Annotated in this window: 17 protein-coding genes; 8 read left to right on the top strand and 9 right to left on the bottom strand. The window is 71.8% G+C overall.

The window, feature by feature from the left end; all coding sequences use genetic code 11:
- The first annotated feature begins 16 nt into the window (after nucleotides 1-16).
- The 7 genes from rnpA (at nucleotide 17) to IE200_RS02840 (ending at nucleotide 5,165) form a co-directional block, all read left to right on the top strand.
- Nucleotides 17-370 carry a ribonuclease P protein component gene (rnpA, locus tag IE200_RS02870; protein WP_191277825.1) on the top strand — a complete coding sequence of 118 codons (354 nt, stop codon included), beginning with the start codon at nucleotides 17-19 and terminating at the stop codon, nucleotides 368-370.
- Nucleotides 367-633 carry a membrane protein insertion efficiency factor YidD gene (gene yidD, locus IE200_RS02865; protein ID WP_191277824.1) on the top strand — a complete coding sequence of 89 codons (267 nt, stop codon included), beginning with the start codon at nucleotides 367-369 and terminating at the stop codon, nucleotides 631-633. The genes rnpA and yidD overlap by 4 nt, the downstream gene beginning before the upstream one ends.
- A 36-nt stretch (nucleotides 634-669) precedes the next feature.
- On the top strand, nucleotides 670-1,605 hold the full coding sequence (yidC, locus tag IE200_RS02860) for a membrane protein insertase YidC (RefSeq protein ID WP_229856083.1): 936 nt from the start codon (nucleotides 670-672) through the stop codon (nucleotides 1,603-1,605).
- 64 nt (nucleotides 1,606-1,669) lie between these two features.
- Entirely contained in the window at nucleotides 1,670-2,233 is a 564-nt protein-coding gene (locus IE200_RS02855) for a Jag family protein (RefSeq protein ID WP_191277822.1), read from the top strand.
- 89 nt (nucleotides 2,234-2,322) lie between these two features.
- Nucleotides 2,323-3,000, top strand: coding sequence for a 16S rRNA (guanine(527)-N(7))-methyltransferase RsmG (gene rsmG, locus IE200_RS02850; protein ID WP_191277821.1), 678 nt, complete (start codon nucleotides 2,323-2,325; stop codon nucleotides 2,998-3,000).
- 315 nt (nucleotides 3,001-3,315) lie between these two features.
- Nucleotides 3,316-4,149: a ParA family protein gene (locus IE200_RS02845; protein ID WP_229856020.1), complete on the top strand. Its 834-nt coding sequence runs from the start codon at nucleotides 3,316-3,318 to the stop codon at nucleotides 4,147-4,149.
- Nucleotides 4,146-5,165: a ParB/RepB/Spo0J family partition protein gene (locus IE200_RS02840; RefSeq protein WP_191277819.1), complete on the top strand. Its 1,020-nt coding sequence runs from the start codon at nucleotides 4,146-4,148 to the stop codon at nucleotides 5,163-5,165. The genes IE200_RS02845 and IE200_RS02840 overlap by 4 nt, the downstream gene beginning before the upstream one ends.
- 154 nt (nucleotides 5,166-5,319) lie before the next feature.
- Here the strand turns inward: IE200_RS02840 and IE200_RS02835 are convergent, their stop codons facing one another.
- Both IE200_RS02835 and IE200_RS02830 read right to left on the bottom strand, forming a co-directional pair.
- Entirely contained in the window at nucleotides 5,320-6,096 is a 777-nt protein-coding gene (locus IE200_RS02835; protein WP_191277818.1) for a lysophospholipid acyltransferase family protein, read from the bottom strand.
- A 46-nt stretch (nucleotides 6,097-6,142) separates the two neighbouring features.
- Nucleotides 6,143-7,357, bottom strand: a complete 1,215-nt coding sequence (locus tag IE200_RS02830) for a pyridoxal phosphate-dependent aminotransferase (protein ID WP_191277817.1) — start codon at nucleotides 7,355-7,357, stop codon at nucleotides 6,143-6,145.
- A 42-nt stretch (nucleotides 7,358-7,399) separates the two neighbouring features.
- Here IE200_RS02830 and IE200_RS02825 point away from each other — a divergent pair, with 42 nt between their 5' ends.
- Nucleotides 7,400-8,044, top strand: a complete 645-nt coding sequence (locus tag IE200_RS02825) for a GNAT family N-acetyltransferase (protein WP_229856018.1) — start codon at nucleotides 7,400-7,402, stop codon at nucleotides 8,042-8,044.
- 127 nt (nucleotides 8,045-8,171) lie between these two features.
- Here IE200_RS02825 and trxA read toward each other — a convergent pair whose 3' ends face one another.
- The 7 genes from trxA to IE200_RS02790 all read right to left on the bottom strand — a co-directional run bounded on the left by trxA (nucleotide 8,172) and on the right by IE200_RS02790 (nucleotide 17,010).
- Nucleotides 8,172-8,495 carry a thioredoxin gene (gene trxA / locus IE200_RS02820; protein ID WP_308432985.1) on the bottom strand — a complete coding sequence of 108 codons (324 nt, stop codon included), beginning with the start codon at nucleotides 8,493-8,495 and terminating at the stop codon, nucleotides 8,172-8,174.
- Between the two features lie 99 nt (nucleotides 8,496-8,594).
- Complete coding sequence (gene trxB / locus IE200_RS02815) at nucleotides 8,595-9,608, bottom strand: thioredoxin-disulfide reductase (RefSeq protein WP_191277815.1); 1,014 nt, start codon at nucleotides 9,606-9,608, stop codon at nucleotides 8,595-8,597.
- 99 nt (nucleotides 9,609-9,707) lie between these two features.
- Complete coding sequence (locus tag IE200_RS02810) at nucleotides 9,708-10,463, bottom strand: hypothetical protein (protein WP_191277814.1); 756 nt, start codon at nucleotides 10,461-10,463, stop codon at nucleotides 9,708-9,710.
- Between the two features lie 52 nt (nucleotides 10,464-10,515).
- On the bottom strand, nucleotides 10,516-11,172 hold the full coding sequence (gene sigM / locus IE200_RS02805; RefSeq protein WP_191277813.1) for an RNA polymerase sigma factor SigM: 657 nt from the start codon (nucleotides 11,170-11,172) through the stop codon (nucleotides 10,516-10,518).
- 13 nt (nucleotides 11,173-11,185) lie between these two features.
- A complete protein-coding gene (locus IE200_RS02800) occupies nucleotides 11,186-13,120 on the bottom strand; it encodes a protein kinase family protein (protein ID WP_191277812.1) in 1,935 nt (644 codons plus the stop codon).
- Nucleotides 13,121-13,174: 54 nt separating this feature from the next.
- Nucleotides 13,175-14,812 (bottom strand): murein biosynthesis integral membrane protein MurJ, encoded by a 1,638-nt coding sequence (gene murJ / locus IE200_RS02795; protein WP_229856016.1) that lies wholly within the window; start codon nucleotides 14,810-14,812, stop codon nucleotides 13,175-13,177.
- The gene (locus IE200_RS02790) at nucleotides 14,809-17,010 is read right to left on the bottom strand and encodes a hypothetical protein (RefSeq protein ID WP_191277811.1); all 2,202 of its coding nucleotides are present in this window, start codon (nucleotides 17,008-17,010) and stop codon (nucleotides 14,809-14,811) included. Before IE200_RS02790 ends, murJ begins: the two co-directional genes overlap by 4 nt.
- Nucleotides 17,011-17,057 lie beyond the last annotated feature (47 nt).

Raw genomic sequence — 17,057 nt, 5'->3', positions numbered from 1 at the left:
GCTCACGGCACCCGCCGTGCTCTCCGCTGTCCATCGCCTCACCGACAGTGACGGCTTCCGTCGCACCGTCCGCAAGGGGCGACGTGCCGGGTGCTCGACGCTCGTCGTCCACCTGTGGGTGGACCAGGCCTCAGCGCCCGGTCCGGCACAGGTGGGATTCACGGTCGGCAAGTCCGTGGGCGACGCCGTCACGCGCAACCGCGTGAAGAGGCGACTGCGGCACCTGACCCGGGAACACCTCCCTGCACTGGAGGAGCTCCCGGGTCGTGCTGCACTGGTGGTGCGGGCGCTGCCGGCCGCTGCGGACGCGTCGTACGCCGGGCTCGGTGCCGACCTGACGCGTATCCTCGGCCACGTGGGCGCGTCATGAAGTACCTCCTCATCGGCTTCATCCGCGCGTGGCGCTTCGCCATCAGCCCGCTCTACGGCCAGGTGTGTCGCTACCACCCCAGCTGCTCGGCGTATGCGCTGGAGGCGGTCACCGTCCACGGCGCGCTGCGCGGCACCTGGCTCGCTTCCCGTCGTCTCGTCCGTTGCCACCCGTGGTCCGACGGCGGCTACGACCCGGTTCCACCCCGCGTCCCTTCCCACGCCACGAGCGTGGGGCCCACCACCCCGAGTCAGGGAGCTTGAGTGATCGACTTCTTCGTGTCCATCGGCAGCGCCATCATGACGCCGCTCTACTACGCGATCTCGTTCGTGCTGGTGGGCTTCCACAACGTCTTCGGCGACCTGTTCGGGCCCACGTCCGGCCTCGCCTGGGTTCTGTCGATCATCGGGCTCACGCTCGTGGTCCGCGCCGCGCTGATCCCGCTGTTCGTCAAGCAGATCAAGTCCAGCCGCAACATGCAGCTCATCCAGCCCAAGGTGCGCGAGCTGCAGAAGAAGTACGGCCACGACCGTGAGCGTCTCGCCCAGGAGACGATGAAGCTCTACAAGGACTCCGGGACGAACCCGTTCGCCTCGTGCCTGCCGATCCTCTTGCAGATGCCGATCTTCCTGGCACTCTTCCGCATCCTCGACCAGGCTGCGCGCAACCCCCAGGACAAGCGCGGCCTGATGACCCCGGAGCTCAACGAGCAGCTCAGCGCGGCCGTCTTCGCCGGCGGCAAGATCTCCGACACCTTCCTCAACGCGGAGGGTGTCGAGGTGCGGGTGCTGGCCGCGGTCCTGGTGCTGGCGATGACGGCGACCACGTTCCTCACCCAGCGTCAGCTGATGAGCAAGAACATGCCGGCCGACGCGCTCTCCGGTCCGTACGCCCAGCAGCAGAAGATGCTGCTGTACGTCCTCCCGGTGGTGTTCGCCGTGGGTGGCATCGCGTTCCCGGTCGGTGTCCTCTTCTACTGGACGACGTCGAACCTCTGGACGATGGGTCAGCAGTTCTACGTGATCCGGAACAACCCAGCCCCCGGGACTCCCGCAGCGGAGGCCAAGGAGGAGCGTGACCGGGCCAAGGCCGCGCGCAAGGGACTCAAGACCCCGGCGCAGATCGAGGAGGAGCGCCTCGCGGCCGAAGCCGAGGCACGTCGCGCGGAGAAGTCCCAGACGCGGCAGCAGCCCCAGCGCCAGACCAAGGCGCAGCGCAACAAGAAGAAGCGCTGACCCCAGACATCCGCGAACGCTCGCTCCGGCGACGTCGCACCCGATCGAGAAGCAGGAGACACACGTGAGTGAGCAGCTGACGGACGCTGACGCCGTGGACAGCGTCGAGCCGAACGGCGAGGACGTCGACGCGAACGAGTCCACCGAGAGCGGCAAGGCCCGGCCGTCGAAGATCGAGCGCCTCGAGCACGAGGGTGACATCGCCGCGGACTACCTCGAGGAGCTCCTCGACATCGCTGACCTGGACGGGGACCTCGACATGGACGTCGAGGGCGACCGGGCCAGCGTCCAGATCGGTGGTGCCGACCTGAGCATGCTCGTCGGTCGCAACGGCGAGGTGCTCGAGGCGTTGCAGGAGCTGACGCGCCTCGCGGTCTACCGCGAGACCGGCGAGCGGTCGCGGCTGATGCTCGATGTCAGCGGACACCGTGCCGAGCAGCGCACGCGCCTGGTCGCGATCGCTGAGAAGTCCATCGCAGCTGTTCGCGAGTCCGGGGAGCCGGTGTCGCTCGAGCCGATGAGCGCCTTCGAGCGCAAGGTCGTGCACGACGCGGTGGCCGCCGCTGGTCTGACGTCGGAGTCCGAGGGCGCGGAGCCCAAGCGCTACGTGGTGATCCTCCCCGCGTGAGCGACCACGTTTCACGTGAAACCGATGGGTCGAGCAGGCCCGTCGGGGCTGTATCGGGACCACCCTCTGCCCCTTCCGAGGCGCAGGGGGTGTTCGCGTCCGAGCGACTGCCGATCGCTGAGCGCTATGCGGAGCTTCTCGCCACCGAAGGCGTCGTACGCGGACTGATCGGCCCGCGCGAGGCACCACGTCTGTGGGAGCGTCACCTGCTCAACTCGGCGGTTCTCGCAGAGGCCATCCCGGACGGTGCGTCGGTGTGCGACATCGGCACCGGAGCCGGACTCCCGGGGGTCGTCGTCGCTATCGCGCGTCCGGACGTACGCATGACCCTGGTCGAGCCCCTGCTGCGCAGGACCACCTTCCTCGAGGAGGTGGTGGACGAGCTCGGACTGGATCACGTCACGGTGGTGAGGGGTCGGGCCGACGACCTCCACGGGGCGGCGACGTTCGACGTCGTGACGTCGCGGGCGGTCGCGCCGCTCGAGCGGCTGCTCGGCTGGTCGATGCCGCTGGTGTCCCCCGACGGGGCCCTCGTCGCAATGAAGGGTCGCTCAGTCCAGGACGAGATCGACGAAGCGCGAGCCTTCCTGAGCGCGTGGCGGTGCGGGGACCCAGAGGTCCTGGAGCTCGGAGTCGGAGTGGTGACCCCACCGATGACCGTAGTGCGGGTGTCGTGGGCCGACCCGGCCCGGATAGGTTGGCCCCTTGCCCGTGAACCCAAGCGGCGCAAGCCGCGACCTGGCCGACGTGAGCCACGCGAGAGGTGAGCTGAGTTGACGACCGAAGGCACGACCGACGGCACGGGCTGGCGGTCCGGCGCGGATGCGCCGTACCCGTTTTCCACCGCTCCAGATGGCGTCTCTGAGCGGGGATATCCACAGGTGGACCCCGTTCATCCACAGGCTGGTGCGACCGACGATGTTTCACGTGAAACGACTACCGGAGACGTTTCACGTGAAACGCGACCGGCGTGGCAGGTCCGTACCGCCGGCGACCTTGCCGAACGCGAGGCCGACTTCACCGATCATGGGACCCCCCTCGCTCGGGCTGCCCAGCACTCGGTGCTGGCACGATCAGGAGGGTTGCGCCGACAGGGCGTCCCCCGGCCGCGCGAGACCCGTGTCCTCGTCGTCGCCAACCAGAAGGGTGGCGTCGGCAAGACCACGTCGACCGTGAACGTCGCCGCTGGCCTCGCCCAGCTCGGTCAGAAGGTCCTGGTGATCGACCTCGACCCCCAGGGCAACGCTTCGACCGCGCTCGGCGTGGAGCACCACCGCGGCACCCCGTCCACGTACGACATGCTCGTCGATGGCCAGCCCCTCGCCGACGTCATGACCGAATGTGCCGACCTGCCGGGCCTGTGGGCCGTGCCGGCCACCATCGACCTCGCCGGCGCCGAGATCGAGCTCGTCAGCGTCGTGGCGCGCGAGCAACGGCTCGCCCGGGCCATCGCCGCCCACCCCCTCGTCGGGACCGAGGACGAGGTCGGAGACGAGCGGTTCGACTACGTCTTCGTCGACTGCCCGCCGTCCCTGGGCCTGCTCACGCTGAACGCCCTCGTGGCGGGCCGGGAGATGTTCATCCCGATCCAGGCGGAGTACTACGCCCTCGAGGGGCTCGGCATGCTGCTTGAGACCGTCGAGATGGTGCGCCAGCACCTGAACCCGGGTCTCACCATCTCCACCATCCTGCTCACGATGTACGACGCGCGGACGCGTCTCGCGGCAGGCGTGGCGGAGGAGGTCCGCGGACACTTCGGCGACCAGGTGCTCAAGACCGCCGTCCCCCGGTCCGTGCGCGTCTCCGAGGCGCCGTCCTACGGCCAGACGGTGATGACCTACGATCCTGCGTCGGCAGGAGCGCTCTCCTACCTGGAGGCCGCCCGCGAGATCGCCAGCAAGGGAGCACCCGCATGACATCGAATCCCCCTCGTCGTGGCCTCGGACGCGGTCTGGGTTCTCTCATTCCCACCGCTCCCAGCCAGCCGACGCCGTCCACCGCGCCCCAAACCAACGGCTCCTCGATCCAGGCCGACCGGGTCGACGGCACGGCGCGGGCGACGGACGGCCCCTCGGCCCGGGGCGAGGCGGCACCCTCGGCAGCGGTGACCGGCGACCAGGTCGCCGGGGCGTACTTCGCCGAGCTCCCGATCTCGCAGGTCCGCCCGAACGCCCGCCAGCCGCGGCAGGTCTTCGAGGAGGAGGCGCTCGCCGAGCTGGTGCACTCCATCCGCGAGGTCGGGCTGCTGCAGCCGGTGGTCGTACGTCGCACGGGCGAGGACGCGTACGAGCTGATCATGGGCGAGCGCCGCTGGCGCGCCTCCCAGGAGGCGGGGCGCGACACCATCCCCGCCATCGTGCGTGAGACCGACGACAACGACATGCTGCGTGACGCGCTGCTGGAGAACCTGCACCGCTCCCAGCTCAACCCCCTCGAGGAAGCCGCTGCCTACGGTCAGCTGCTCGAGGACTTCGGTTGCACCCACGACGAGCTGGCCCAGCGCATCGGACGCTCGCGGCCGCAGATCTCGAACACGCTGCGCCTGCTCAAGCTGTCCCCGGCGGTCCAGCGACGCGTCGCAGCCGGGGTCCTGTCGGCCGGCCACGCGCGCGCCCTCCTCTCGGTGGACGACGAAGGCCTCCAGGACCGGCTCGCCGCCCGGGTCACGGCCGAGGGAATCTCGGTACGCGGCCTGGAGGAGATCGTCTCCGTCGGGGTAGAGGACGCCGCTCCCCGAACGCTGCGTGCCAAGCCGGTGGCTCCTGGGCTGGCCGAGCTGGCCGACCGGCTCTCGGACCGGCTGGAGACCCGGGTCAAGGTCGACCTCGGCAAGGCCAAGGGCAAGATCACCGTCGAGTTCGCCAGCCTTGACGACCTGCGTCGGATCGTCGACATCATGGACCCGCGCAACCGGGACGACCGCCCGATCTAGGAGCCCGCGGACGTACCTGTAGGGGCATCCTGACTCCTCGAGGCGGTTGCAACGGCCTCCAAGAGCCAGAATCCCCGCTCGAGCGGGGATTCCGTCAGCGAACGCTTTGTCGACAAAGCGACAGATCGATGTATTGCCACATCGACCTGTTGATTTAGCGCTTCGTCTTCTTGGCGCGCTTCTCAGCCCGCCTGCGCGCCCGCTCCCGCTTCTCCTCCGCATCGAGGCGGGACGCCTCCTCGAGGGTGGGGGCGGTACCGCCCATCGAGGCCGGCACCCACCAGGACCCGGGGGGCTGCTCGTCGGCGGGGTAGGCGGCGATCGTCTCGACGAGCATCTTCGACATCTGCGCCTTGAGGCGCGCGGTGTCGCCCACCGGGTCGTCCCCGGTGGGGCGCATGGGTTCGCCGACGGTGAGCATGATGGTCTTCCCGCGGGAGAAGTCGCGCGGGTGGTCCTTGGTCATCATCCGCTGCGTGCCCCACATGATCACCGGCACGAGCGGGACCCCGGCCTCGGCGGCGATGCGTACGGCTCCGGTCTTGAACTCCTTGAGCTCCATCGCGCGGGAGATCGTCGCCTCGGGGAAGATGCCGACCGCCTCGCCCCGGCGCAGGTAGTCGACGGCCGTGTGGAAGCTGGTGAGGCCCTCGCCACGGTCCACCTCGATGTGGTGCAGCGAGCGCATCAGGGGCCCGGTCCACCTGTGGTCGAAGAGCTCGCGCTTGGCCATGAACCGGACGAGCCGGCCCGACGGGTTGGCCGCGAGCCCGCCGTAGACGAAGTCGACGTACCCGATGTGGTTGTAGGCGAGCAGCACGCCGCCCTCGCGGGGCACGTGCTCGGTGCCGGTCATGACGATGCGCTGGCCCAGCGCCTTGAAGGCCGCCTTGGCGGTGACGACGATCGGGGGGTAGGTCACATCGCGCATGGCGAGGAGCCTAGGGTCCGCGCGCAGCGACCGCGACCCTTCGTGATCAGCGTCGCGTGGCCAGGAAGTCGGCGATCCTGCCGATCGCCTCCTCGAGCACGGCCGCCTCGGGGAGCGTGACCAGCCGGAAGTGGTCGGGAGCGGGCCAGTTGAAGCCCGTCCCGTGCGTGACGAGGATCTTCTTGGCGCGCAGCAGGTCGATGACGAACTCCTGGTCGTCCTCGATGGGGTAGATCTCCGGGTCGAGGCGCGGGAAGCAGTAGAGCGCGCCGCGGGGTTTCACGTTGCTGACGCCCGGGATCTCGTTGAGGAGGCGGTGCGCGAGCATCGACTGCTCGTAGAAGCGGCCGCCGGGCCCGATCAGCTCCTCGATCGACTGGTAGCCGCCGAGAGCGGTCTGGATCGCGTGCTGGGCGGGCACGTTGGCGCACATACGCATGTTGGCGATCAGGGTGAGGCCCTCGAGGAAGTCCGTGGCGAGCTCCTTGGGCCCCGACACCATCACCCACCCGGCGCGGTAGCCGCACACCCGGTAGGCCTTCGACAGCCCCGAGAACGTCAGCGTCAGCACGTCGTTGCCGCCGTACGTCGCGGCGTGGTGGTGCTGGGCGTCCTCGAAGAGGATCTTCTCGTAGATCTCGTCGGCCATCACGACGAGCTGGTGGCGGCGTGCGATGTCGACCAGCGCCTTGACCGTCTCCTCGCTGTAGACGGCACCTGTGGGGTTGTTGGGGTTGATGATGACGATGGCGTGCGTGTTCTCGGTGATCTTGGCCTCGATGTCGGCCAGGTCGGGGTTCCAGTCGTCGGCCTCGTCGCAGCGGTAGTGCACCGGGATGCCGCCGGCCAGCGTCACCGCACCGGTCCACAGCGGGTAGTCCGGCGCCGGCACCAGGATCTCGTTGCCGTCGTCGACGAAGGCCTGCAGGACCATCGAGATCAGCTCGGAGACGCCGTTGCCGATGAAGATGTCCTCGACGCCCACGTCACGCAACCCACGGGACTGGTAGTAGTGCATCACCGCCGTCCGGGCCGACCAGATGCCCTGGCTGTCGGCGTACCCCTGCGCCTGCGGGAGGTGGTGGATCATGTCGGCGAGGATCTGCTCGGGCGCCTCGAAGCCGAAGGGCGCGGTGTTGCCGATGTTGAGCTTGAGGATGCGGTGTCCCTCGGCCTCGAGCCGCTGGGCCTCGACCAGGATCGGTCCGCGCACGTCGTAGCGGACACCTTGCAGCTTCTTGCTCTGTCGGATCGGGCGCACGACTCATCCTCTCAGGCGCCGCCCGCGTCTAGCATGGGATGCGTGTCACGCAAGACCGCGCGCCTGACGGTCGACCACCTCGCGGAGCTGGCCGACCCGGTCCGCGCGTGCCTGTTCTGGGAGCTCGGCCCCGTCGACCGGTCCCGCCTCGACGAGCAGGAGCGGATCGCGGAGAAGGAGAGCTGGCTCTCCTCGACGCTGCGCGACTGGGGGTCGTGCGGACGCGTCGTGCGGGTCGACGGGCGCACGGTCGGCTACATCCTGTACGCCCCTGCGGCGCGGTTGCCGGGCGCAGCGACGCTCCCGACGGCGCCGGGGTCACCGGACGCGATCATCGCGGCGACGGCGTGGATCGAGCCCGGCCTGCGTGGGGGCGGGCTGGGGCGCCTGCTGGTGCAGGCGATGGCGGCCGACCTCGTCGAGCGCGGTCACACGGCGATCGAGGCGTACGGCGACACACGGGGGCAGACCAACGGGTGCGTGCTGCCGGCCGAGTTCCTCGGCAGCGTCGGATTCAAGACCCAACGCGCCCACCCGACGACTCCGCGGATGCGCATGGAGCTGCGCACCGCGCTGAGCTGGAAGGACGAGGTCGAGCTCGCGCTCGAGCGGGTGTGGGGCGTCGTGCGCCCCACGCACAAGGCGACCCGCCCGATCGGATCGGTGCGGGTCGCCCCGGGAGACTAGGGGGTCTCGACTCCCCTTTCCGAGGGGTTTCGACCCGCCCGTTGCGGCTTCGTCCCTCAGCCGCAGGGCTTGCTCAACCTGGCCACGCCCACGCAGGCCGCGCGAGCGCGCCCTGCTGCGTGTCACATCAGATGATGCCTTCGAGCTCCTTGAGCAGCGCGGCCTTGGGCTTGGCGCCCACGATGGACTTCACGACCTCGCCGCCCTGGTAGACGTTGATCGTCGGGATGCCGGTCACGCGGTAGGACGACGGGGTGACCGGGTTCTCGTCGACGTTCATCTTGAGGAAGGTGAGCTTGTCGCCGTGCTCGGCGTTGAGCTCGTCGAGGATCGGAGCGACCTGGCGGCACGGACCGCACCACTCCGCCCAGAAGTCGACCAGGACGGGCTTGTCGGACTTGAGGACCTGCGCCTCGAACTCGGCGTCGGTCACGGCGGCGATGTTGGCCACGGAAGTGCCCCTTTCAGGAGTCTGCGGTTGTCGTGCGGCGATGTGTACTCAACACCATGCCGGCGACAGTTGTTCCCCGTCGCGGCCGGTGGGGGGCGCTCAGGCGCCCGCGGTCTGCACCTCTTCGGCGATGGCCTCGACGGTCGCGGCGGCGTCGCCGGCCGTCGACGCCTCGTGGTCGAGCGCGGCGATGAAGCGCTCGGCGTCGAGAGCGGCGGCGCACCCGGTGCCGGCAGCGGTGATCGCCTGGCGGTAGTGGTGGTCGACGAGGTCGCCGGCGGCGAACACGCCCGGCACGTTGGTCGCGGTGAAGGGGTGGTTGACCAGGACGTAGCCGTCGTCGTCGAGGTCGACCTGGCCGGTGAGCAGCTCCGAGCGCGGGTCGTGGCCGATCGCGATGAACAGGCCCGTCACGTCGAGCTGGCGCTCCTCGCCGGTGACCGTGTCACGCAGGACGATCGACTCGAGCTTGTCCTCGCCGTTGATCGCGGCGACCTCGGAGTTCCACACCATCTCGAGCTTGGGGTCGTTGAAGGCGCGCTCCTGCATGATCTTGGAGGCGCGCAGCTCGTCGCGACGGTGGATCAGGTAGACCTTCGAGGCGAAGCGGGTCAGGAAGGTGGCCTCCTCGACGGCCGAGTCGCCGCCGCCGACGACGGCGATCGCCTGCTCGCGGAAGAAGAAGCCGTCGCAGGTCGCGCACCAGGACACGCCGCGGCCGGAGAGCTCGTCCTCGCGGGGCAGGCCGAGCTTGCGGTAGCCCGAACCCGTGGCGAGGATCACCGCACGCGCGGTGTAGGTGTCGGTGGCGGTCTTGACGACCTTGACGTCGCCGGTGAGGTCCACCTCGACCACGTCGTCGGCGACGAGCTCGGCGCCGAACCGCTCGGCCTGGGCGCGCATCTCGTCCATCAGGGCGGGGCCCATGATGCCGTCGCGGAAGCCGGGGAAGTTCTCGACCTCGGTGGTGTTCATCAGCGCGCCGCCGGCGGTGACCGAGCCCTCGAAGACGAGGGGCTCGAGCGAGGCGCGGGCCGCGTAGACGGCGGCCGTGTAGCCGGTCGGCCCCGAGCCGATGATGATGACGTTGCGCGTCTCGGTGCTGGTGCTCATGGGTGGATCGGACTCCTGGGGATCGGGTCTGCCTCGACGGGCTGTACGCCTTGCTCAACCGATCGTAGGCGACCGTTGTTCCGGCGCGGCCCGCACCGCTCAGGGGGCAGGCAGCGTGAGCGTGCGTACGGGGTCCGACGCGCCGCACACGAAGACCTCCGCCTGCTGGGTCGCGCCGGCGGGGCGACGGTAGACCACGACCCCGGCCGCGCCGTCGACCTGGGCGAGCAGCCGCCGGCCGGGACCCGGGCTCGGCAGGGCACACCCGGACAGGGCGTCGAGGGAGTCGAGGTCCCCCTCCCGCGCCGCGTCGGGACGCAGCGCGAGCACCTGCTGGTCGAGGTCGGGGTCGGTGGAGGTCAGCGCGGGACGGCCGGCGAACGTGGTCGCGGGAGGGCTCCTCCGGAGCGACTCCGGGGCGACCTCCCCGCGGTCGGTCCCGGCGTCCCCCGACTCGGGCTCGGAGCCACCGCCGGAGTCGGCCGGCGCCTCGGCCAGCGAGGAGTCGGAGCTCGCGCTCGACCCTCCTTCGTCGCCGGCTCCGCGGGGCAGGACCTGGCCGAGGGCGACCCCGGCGACCACCACCGAGGCGGCGGCCAGCAGACCGACGCCGGTGATGCGCCGCCGGCGGGCGGCGAGGTCGACGGCCGGGGCGGACGCGGCGGGGGCGGGCGCGTCAGGGGCGGTGCCGGGCACAGCCCCTGACGCAGGAGCCCCACGCTCGGCGACCAGCGCGGCCAGGGTGTCGTCGAGACGGGCCACGACCTCGGGGGGCGGCGGCCCGACGTGACGGGCGTCGGCCAGCTGGCGGCGTACGGCCTCCTGGGCGGGCGGCAGGTCGGACGCGTCGGTCATCGTGGGTCACCTCCTCGGAGGGCGGTCGGTCGGGTGCGGTGCGGGGGAGGGCTCAGGGCGTGGGCGGGCCGCGGGGCCGCACGGTGGGTTGGACGGGACCGTCCTGGGGCGGGTTCCCGTGAGGACGCTCACCCACCGGGCGGTGCAGGTCGTCGAGCAGGCCGGCGAGCCGGGTGCGCCCGCGCGAGCACCGGGACTTCACGGTGCCCTCGGCGCAGCCGAGCATCTCGGCGACCTCGGCGACGGGGTAGCCCTCCATGTCGACGAGCACGAGGGCGGCCCGCTGCTCCGGGGGCAACGTGGCGAGCGCGGCGAGGACGCGGCGTCGCCGCTCGGCGACCTCGGCGGCTTCGTCGGGCTGGTCGTCGCGGGTCGCGGTGGCGACCACGGTCCCGCGGTCGTCGACGTCGTCGGGGAGCGCGTCGAAGCGGCGGATCTTCGCCGCGCGCAGGCGGTCGAGGCAGGCATTGACCACGACCCGGTGCAGCCAGGTGGTGACGGCGGCCTCGCCGCGGAAGGACCCGGCCCGGCGGAAAGCGGCGACCATCCCGTCCTGGAGCCCGTCGGCGGCGTCGTCGGGGTTGCCCATCGTGCGCAGCGCCACGGCCCACAACCGGTCGCGATGGCGGGCGAAGAGCTCGCCGAACGCGTCCACGTCACCGTCGACGTGGGCCCGGAGCAGCTCGGAGTCGGAGCGCTCGTGGTTCATCGCGGGCCGGACCTCACCCGAGCACCTGCACCTCGGAGACCGTCCCGCGGAACCCGCCGTCGACCGGTGGCAGCAGCGTGAGCCAGACGGTGACGTAGCGGCCCGAGACGGCCTCGTCGAGGTCGATCGTGAGGTCGCCGGCACCTGACGCGGTGCCGATCGGGGTGAGTCCCGCGATGCCGGTGGGCGGCTCGGAGGTGACGTACGCCGCGAGCGAGGTCTGGCCGCCCTCGGTCGTCACCCGCACCTGGCGCACCGCCTGGGTCGAGCCGAGGTCGACGACCAGCCCGACGCCGGTCTTCAGCCCGGCCGGACCGAAGTTCTGCAGGTAGGTCGAGGTGTTCCACGACGTGGCGGGGTCGCCGTCGAGGACGTTGGGCACCGACTCGGGATTCTCCACCCCTCCGTCGCCGCCCTGGGGGTCGAAGTCGTCGGCGCTGAGCCCCTCGAAGGGCGTGGGCTCGACGACGGTCGGCGTCGGCGAGGCGGTCGGCTCGTCGCTGGAGCCGGACGTCGGCGGCCGGCGCCCGAGCTGGTAGGCCGCGACCGCGGCCACGCCCACCAGCAGGCAGATCCCCACGATCATGGCCAGCCGGATCCAGCTGCGCCCGGGCACCTGCTCGCCCGTGTCGTCGATGCCGTCCTGCGTCCCCCACCGGTCGTCGGTCCACGCGCCCGAGCCCCACGAGCCGGTGTCGCGGCCGACCGGGTGGACCCCCGACCCGGTCGCGGCGGCGCGGCCCGGGGCCTGGCTGCTGTCCCACGGCCAGTAGTCCTTGTCGGCCGATGCGGCGCGGCTCCCGGGACGGGGACGACGTACGGGCTCCCCCTCGGGCGGGTCGGGGGCGAACAGCGGCTTGGGCGTCGGGTCGTCGAGCGGCGGCGGGGGCGCCGGCTTGTCGGCGCGGGCGCGCAGCCAGTCGACCTCGTCGTCGTCGTGGAAGACCGGCATGCCGGCCTCGGTCGGCAGGTCGTGGACCGCTGCCGGCCGGACCGGTGCGGCAGGCACGGGCGAGACGTCGGTCGCGGTCGTCTCCGCGGCGGGCTCGGGGGCAGGCTCCGGCGTGACCTCGGCCTCGGCCTCCGGTGCCGCCTCCTCGGCCGGCACGACCGGGACGACCGCGGTCGGCGTCGACTCGGGTGCGACGGGGGCGGGACGCAGGCCTGGCACCGGCACGTGGGTCCCGGTCATCTCCCCGACGTAGTCGAGGAGCACGTCACGGATCGTGTGGGCCGAGGGGTGGCCGGCCGTGGACTCCCCGTGCGGGTTGAGGACCTGGTCGCAGAGGGCGTCGAGGACGCGCGGGATGCCGGCGCGCACCCGTCGCGGGCGGAGCACCTCGCCGTGGGCCTCGGGCGCCGGCGGGACCTCCGAGCGGGAGGCACCGGCCCACTTGCCCGTGAGCGTGCAGTAGAGCAGACCGGCGAGGTCGACCTCGTCGACGTCGGTGCGCCCGGACGGGAGGCCGCGCAGCGCCGCCTCGACGCCGAACCCGATGATCCGCACCTGCCCGTGCTGGTCGACGAGCACGTTCTCCGGCGTCAGCGACCCGTGGGCGAGACCGGCGTCGTGGGCCTCAGCGATGCTGTCGGCGACCTCGGCCACCAGCCAGGCGGCGCGACGGGGCGGGAGCGGTCCGTCGCGGGTGAGCAGCACGTCCACGGACTCGCCCTGGCCCCACTCGTGGACCACGAAGCACCGCCCGTCCGCCGACTCGGCGTCGAGCACCCGCAGCAGTCGCCGGTTGACGACCGGGCCGGTACGGCGGGCCGCCTCGAGCATCGGCGTGGCCCGCTCGTCGTCGGCGGGCAGCAGGTGCACGGCCACGGGCCGGTGCAGCACGAGGTCGTGGGCACGCCAGAACCGGCCCGTCCCGGCCTCGGCGAGCAGGTCGTCGAGGCGGTAGCGGTCGGCGAGCACGTCACCAGCCTGCATCGACGTCGGCATCGCTCACCCCACTTCCCTCCGGCTTCCCACTGCTGACTGCCACTCTAGGGAGTCTCACGTCCTCCGCAGCCGCGCCGCGACGGTGTCCACCAGCGAGGTGACCTCGCGCACCCGCAGCAGGTGGCTGCCGGCGAGCACCACCAGCAGCCCGGCGAGCGCGCTGAGGCCACCCCGGAGCAGGGAGGCGAAGGGTCCGGGATAGGAGCCGAGCCCGGACAGGCTCTGCTCGACCAGCCACGCGGTCGCGCCCGCGGCGGCGAGCACGAGGACCATCCGCACCAGGAACCGGAGCAGGCGCGGCGTCTCCAGGCCCCCGACCGTGCGTCGCAGCAGCACGAAGCTGACCACGGCGCCCACGGCGTACGAGGCGAGGTAGGCCACCACGAGCATCGGGGCGGTCTCCGCCGCCGGTCGCAGCGGCACCAGGACGGACGCGACCACCACGTTGGTCGACGACACGGCGAGCTGGATGAAGAAGACCAGACGGGTCATCTCCATGGCGTAGAAGCCGCGCAGCATGAAGTAGTGGACGGTGAAGAAGACCAGCGCCGGGCCGAAGAGGGCCAGGGTGGGGGCGAAGGCGGCCGCCTCCTCGGGGTTGTCCCACCCGAAGGCGAACCCGGCGACGTCGCCCGCTGTGATCGGCAGCAGCACCGCGAACGGCAGCACGAGGGCGAGGGCGGTGCGCAGCGTCGACCCGACGGTGCTCCCCAGGTCGCCGAGCCGGCCTTCGTGGGCGAAGGCGGAGAGCCGCGGAAGGATCGCCGTCGCCAGGGAGACCGTGACGACCGCGTGCGGCACCATCATGATCAGCAGGCTGTTGCTGTAGACGAGGTACCCGGTGCCGTCGCCGCCGTCGACCGTGCCGCCGGAGGCCAGCCTGACCACGACGAGGTAGGCCGCCTGCGTGACGACGACGAACAGCACCGTCCAGACGCCCAGCGACAGCGTCCGGCGCAGCTCGGGGTCGCGGAAGTCGAACCGCGGGCGGTAGGTGAAGCCGGACGCTCGCAGGTAGGGCACCAGCACGAGGAACTGCACCGCGATGCCCAGGGTCGAGCCGAGGCCGAGCAGGACCTCCGGCCCCGTGCCCAACGCCTCCGCCCGTTCCGGCCCACGGCCGGTCGGCCCGTAGAACACCAGGTAGAGGACCAGCATGAGCACCGAGAGCAGGTTGTTGGCGATCGGCGCCCACATCATCGGGCCGAAGCGGCCCCGCGCGTTGAGGACCTGCCCCACCAGGACGTACATGCCGTAGAAGAAGACCTGCGGCAGGCACCAGCGGGTGAGGTCGACGATCGACTCGAGCTGGGAGACCCGGTCGGGGTCGAGGAACCGGTCGTCGAGGTAGATCCGCAGCACCAGGGGCGCCACGAGCACCAGGAGGACGGTCACCGTGCCGAGGAAGAGGGCGGACAGCGTGATGACCCGGCTGGCGTACGCGTCGCCGCCGTCGGCGTCGTCCTTGATCCGGCGCACGAGCTGCGGGACCAGCACGGCGTTGAAGATGCCGCCGGCCAGCAGGATGTAGACCATGTTGGGCAGCGTGTTGGCGATGGCGAAGAGGTCACCGCGCAGGCCCGCTCCGAGCGCCACGACGAGCAGGGCGGCGCGGACGTAGCCCGAGGCGCGCGAGACCACCGTGCCCGCCGCCATCACGGCGGACGAGGCCAGGATGCGCTGCTCGGTCACGTCGGCTGCTCCTCCGCCGACCGTGCCTCGGCCGCCGCCAGCTCGGCCCGGCGCTGCCGGATCTGTCCGGGCAGGCGGTAGCCGATCATCCCGAAGAGCACGAGGGCGCCTCCCGCCATCGCGATCCAGATCAGTGCGCTGACCCGCGCGGCGCGGATGGGCAGCTCGTCGGAGGACCCGAGCGGGACGCCGTCGAGACTGGTGACGGACAGACGTACGTTGTGGACGCCGGCGCGGCTGGTGGTCGCCTCGAAGCGCACGACGCTGCGCGCCTGGGGCGCGAGCCGCCGTACGCCGCCTCCGGTGAGGGTGAGCCGGCCGTCGGTGCTGGCCAGCACCTGCACCTCGACGGGCTGGTCGAGGCCGTTGACGAGGGTGGCGCCCAGCGGGCCGGAGTCGCCGGACAGGGTCACCGCGGTGGGACCCTCGATCTCGATCTTGGCGAGGTCGTCGCGCAGGGAGTCCTGGACCCGGCGCGCGGCCGCGAGCGCGAGCCCGGGGCGTGCGCGGTGCTGCTCGGACAGGGTCACCAGGACCTCGTCGCGCACCAGCGCCTCGACCCGCGTGACCGAGGAGAGCACCTGCTCGAGGAGGGTCGCGTCGGAGGTGGCGCGGGTGGCGGTGGAGAAGGCGGACGCGCCGAGCTCGGCCTCCACGTCGCTCTCGGTGTAGAGCAGGCTCGTGGCAGGCACGCCGACGGCCTGCCGCCTCGCGACCTCTCCCACCGGCACGACGTCGAGCCAGCCCTGCTCGAGGTCGGTGAAGAACGAGGCGGCGTCCTCGCCGCGCCAGACCGTGGGCAGGGTGACCACCAAGGGGGCGGTGTCCCCGGCCGAGAGTCGGAGGGCGGCCTCGCTCAGCAGCCGCTGTCGCAGCGCCAGCGGGTCGCTCGCGGCCGTGGGGCCGGGTCCGCCGGCCTCGGCTCCGGTGCTGGTGACCAGGACCTTGTGGCCGAGGAGCCGCACGACCGAGTTCGGGCTGCGCGGGGGGATCGCGAAGGCGTTGTCGCCCAGCATGACGACCGTGCTGACCGGGACCGCCGACAGCGCCTCCGGGCTGAGCACGTCGCCGCTCGGCGCGATGGCGGGCTGCGTCGGCAGGCCGAGCGCGGCCATGATCTCGTTGCCGCGCGCCACCGCCTGCTCGAGGCGGGCGGGGTCGTGGCGCACCGCGGCGGAGACGTCGATGTCGCCGTAGGGCAGCGTCAGCACCGGGATGGAGCCCACGAGCTCGGTGAACCGTGCCAGCCAGGCCGACGCGGCTGCCGCGAGCTCGGCGTCCTCCTCGCTCGGCTCCTCCGTGGGCAGCGCCTCGGTCGGAGTGAGCGTCTCCGGGCTCGTCGACGGCGCCACCCCCTCGGTCGGCGTCACGTCGCCGTCCGTCGGCGTCTCGGTGGGTGTGATCTCCTGCCCGGGGACGCTCGGGTCGGGCGCGAGGCTGCGGGTGGCGTTGCCCTCGGCGAGCCGGACGAGCGCCAGCAGGACCGCAGGGTCGACCAGCCAGCTGTACGGGGTGGTGCCGGCCGACTCGGCCATGTCGAGCACGCCGTCGAGGCTCCCGCCCTCGGCGAGGCGCCGCGCCCACCGCTCGGTGCCTGCGACGGCTCCGTCCTCGGTGTACCAGACGCGGGTGCGGATCGGCAGGACGACCGACGCCTCCTGGGTCTCGTCACCGCTCGGGCGTGTCGGGATGAAGGTCCGCGCCCGACCGTCGGCCACACCGTCGCGGGGCACCTCCGCGGTGTCGCCGAGCGCGTGGACGCCGATCCAGTAGACGCCCTGCTCGCCGGAGGCCGGCAGCAGCTCGACGGGCACGGTGTCGGTGAAGCTCGCCGTCTGGCCGGGCTCGAGGGTGTCGACGGTGTCGAAGGTGCCCGGCACCAGCACGCGGTCCCCGACGTACTCCGCGGGGTCGGTGGTCGCCGACGCGGAGAGCGTCGCCGAGTCGAGGATGGGCGAGGCGGAGGAGAAGGCGTGCAGGTTCACCCGGGTGTAGGTGTCGTCGCTGACGTTGGTGACGGTGCCCGTGATCTCCACGTCGCCGCTGCGCGGCAGCTCGGGGCTGATCGTGTCGATGTGGACGACCAGGGGGTCGGCGTCGTCCTCGGCGGCCTTGGCGGGCGTCGGCGTGCCGACCCCGGCGACGCCGAGTGTCAGGAGCCCCGCCAGGGCAGCGCGGAACACGGACGGGCGGGGCACGCACCGATGCTAGTTGTTCGGTGGTCCCGGGCCGGCACCTAGACTGT

This window comes from Nocardioides flavus (ex Wang et al. 2016) (genome assembly GCF_014653115.1).
Classification (GTDB): Bacteria; Actinomycetota; Actinomycetes; order Propionibacteriales; family Nocardioidaceae; genus Nocardioides; species Nocardioides flavus.
The sequence above is the reverse complement of the archived record's forward strand: the minus strand, read 5'-3'. Positions and strand labels throughout refer to the sequence as shown.